2 protein-coding genes are annotated in these 2219 nt (G+C 40.4%); both read left to right on the plus strand.

Annotation, left to right across the window (positions count from 1 at the left end; translation table 11 throughout):
- Positions 1 to 1272 (plus strand): efflux RND transporter permease subunit (locus AB1471_RS16750; protein WP_367780901.1); only part of this gene is annotated, 1272 nt, incomplete at its 5' end.
- A gap of 29 nt (positions 1273 to 1301) precedes the next feature.
- Positions 1302 to 1613, plus strand: a complete 312-nt coding sequence (locus tag AB1471_RS16755; RefSeq protein WP_367780902.1) for an efflux RND transporter permease subunit — start codon at positions 1302 to 1304, stop codon at positions 1611 to 1613.
- Positions 1614 to 2219: the final 606 nt, after the last annotated feature.

Raw genomic sequence — 2219 nt, forward strand, 5'->3', positions numbered from 1 at the left:
GCTCCAGCAGACTATATTGAAGAAGCGATCAATGGGGTAACAGACAATATCATCATTGGTGCGGTTGTTGCTTTAGTCATTTTATTGCTATTTTTACGAAATATTAGAGCAACCATTATCGTTGGTTTATCGATCCTGACATCCGTGTTGCTTACTTTTGTATCGATGTGGCTGTTGGATTACAGTTTTAATGTACTAAGTTTGATTGCTCTTGGATTAGGAATAGGGATGATGGTGGATTCATCCATCGTTATTCTTGAATCGATATACAGGAAAAAAGAACAAGGATTGGCGAATGTAGAAGCTGTTTTAGAAGGAACAAAAGAGGTTGCGACAGCGGTATTTGCCTCGATGTTGACGACCATTATGGTGTTCTTACCAGTTGGCCTGATGGGTGGAGAAATCGGACAATTCATGATTACCTTATCTGTTATCATAGCCGTCACACTCATCAGTTCGGTGATCGTTGCTTTCACGCTCATTCCAACGCTGTCTGAGAACTTTTTACGCTTGAAAAAGGACAAAGCCCACCGAAAAGAAAATCCGATGATCAAAAGATATGGAAAAACCATCTCATGGATGGCTAAGAAAAAACGTAATCGAGTCAGCACGATTGGCTTATTCTTCGTCATCCTGGTGGGGTCTGCTTTTCTTATCCCGAAAATCCCGATGACGATCATGCCTGATATGTTTAATCGATATTCAGAGGTTATGATTAGTATCGAACCAGGTATAGATTTAGATGATCGAAGAGAAATTGTTAATGAAATAAATGAACGATTGTCATCAATTAAAGATGTTGATAGTCATTACGTTAAGGACGTAGGGACTGTAGAGGGTATGTACTTACTTGAAACGTCGATTAATATGACAAAAGGGGAGGATGTGACTCGTGAGCAGCATCTTGTAAATGAAGACATCTTACGTTCCCTTCGTGAAATGGCTGACAGCCATCCGATCAAAACGGTCGGCACTGCCATTGATATGTTCTCATCTAGTTCTCCAGTACAAATAAATATCAAAGGGGAAGACTTTGAAGAACTGAGACTCATAGCTGAAGATTTAACAAAAGAACTCAACAATGTGGATGGAATTGTCGGGGTTATTAGTTCGAATGAACGGCAATCACAAGAACAACAAATCGTGTTGAAGGAAGATGCCCTTGAGGAAGATGGGGTAACACGTCAGCAAATAAAGGAGTCTGTTGAACAGTTATCGATGACTACACCTGTTGGTGAAATGATCAGCGATAGCGGTGGCATGAACTTATAGGAATTGTCCTTAACAATGCGATCTTGCTGATGGATCGAACGAAACAACTGAGAAACGAGGGCTATAATACCGAAGAATCTCTTGTGGAAGCTGGTAAAAATCGTATGCGTCCGATCTTCATGACCACCTTAACGACTGCAGGAGCGATGTTGCCGCTAGCTCTGGCATCTGGTGCTTCAGGAGATTACCAAGCACCGCTTGCCATCGTTATCATCTCGGGTCTATTGTTTGCGACGATGATCACCTTAGTGTTAATCCCAGCCGTCTACATGTTATTTAGTGATATCGGTCGAGGATTTAAACGAATCTTTACAAGAAAGAAATCACAAAAAAAGAAGTAGCAACAACGGAATAAGAAGGTTAAAGATCAAGCCCGAAATGAAGTGAACCCATAAAGTTAGACACTTTATTATTAGGCAACGGGTAAGGCGTGAGTCCGGTATTCTACCGGGGTCATGCCTTTTAATTTTGCCTTAATCCGTTACATATGCTTCAAGCTCACGCTTCAATGTCCTCAAATTCTTGAAGATAGTATCATTCTGATTTTAATACGCATTATCCAGGCAGTTCCCCTTTCAGGACATGCATTGTAGGATCCCATGGGGTCTTAATACGTTTGAATACTTGTTCATTTGATAATGCCAGCCCTGGTCGGAATGGAGGGTGACCTCGTCTCTCTCTTGTAAGCATTTCACTGCTCTGTGTCGAGCATCTTTCCTACAAGGGGGTAAACAGGTCTGGGATTCGATATTGTTTGATTAATACTTACCAAATTGATAGGATTTTACAGTCGATTTTACAAAGGTAATTATTGTAATTGTGATAAAAACATGGTAATGTTTTATTGTAAGGTACAATACAATAAACAGTACTAAGTAAAGTGGTGATATGCTGATGAATGTGCAATTTAAAAAGGGAGTGCTCGAACTATGTGTCCTCTCCTTAAC

Origin of the sequence: Jeotgalibacillus marinus, assembly GCF_040801915.1 — a bacterium.
Classification (GTDB): Bacteria; Bacillota; Bacilli; order Bacillales; family Jeotgalibacillaceae; genus Jeotgalibacillus; species Jeotgalibacillus marinus.

Coding starts and splice junctions, on each gene's coding strand:
- AB1471_RS16755 (WP_367780902.1), top strand. CDS start 1,302: ATGGATCGAACGAAACAACTGAGAAACGAGGGCTATAATACCGAAGAA.